This is a genomic window from Pseudomonas sp. PDM10, assembly GCF_014852295.1.
Lineage (GTDB): Bacteria > Pseudomonadota > Gammaproteobacteria > Pseudomonadales > Pseudomonadaceae > Aquipseudomonas.
This window is the reverse complement of the sequence record NZ_JACVBJ010000026.1, coordinates 1-370: the sequence shown is the minus strand read 5'-3', so window position 1 is coordinate 370 and position 370 is coordinate 1. Positions and strand designations below refer to the sequence as shown.

General features: G+C 43.8%; 1 rRNA gene. It reads left to right on the top strand.

Annotated elements, in window-relative coordinates:
* Positions 1 to 101: ribosomal RNA gene (locus IB252_RS29950) — 16S ribosomal RNA — on the top strand; the annotation flags it as partial.
* Positions 102 to 370 lie beyond the last annotated feature (269 nt).

Here is a 370-nt window from a genome sequence, read left to right as displayed (position 1 = left end):
GTCTAACCTTCGGGAGGACGGTTACCACGGTGTGATTCATGACTGGGGTGAAGTCGTAACAAGGTAGCCGTAGGGGAACCTGCGGCTGGATCACCTCCTTAATCGACGACATCAGCTGCTCCATAAGTTCCCACACGAATTGCTTGATTCATTGAAGAAGACGAGAAGCCAGCCAGCACGGTGGCGGTTGTCGTTAGAGTTTAGAAATGAATATTCTGAAGTGAATATTGATTTCTAGTCTTTGATTAGATCGTTCTTTAAAAATTTGGGTATGTGATAGAAAGATAGACTGAACGTTACTTTCACTGGTAACGGATCAGGCTAAGGTAAAATTTGTGAGTTGCTCTTTGAGCAAGAATCGAATTTTCGG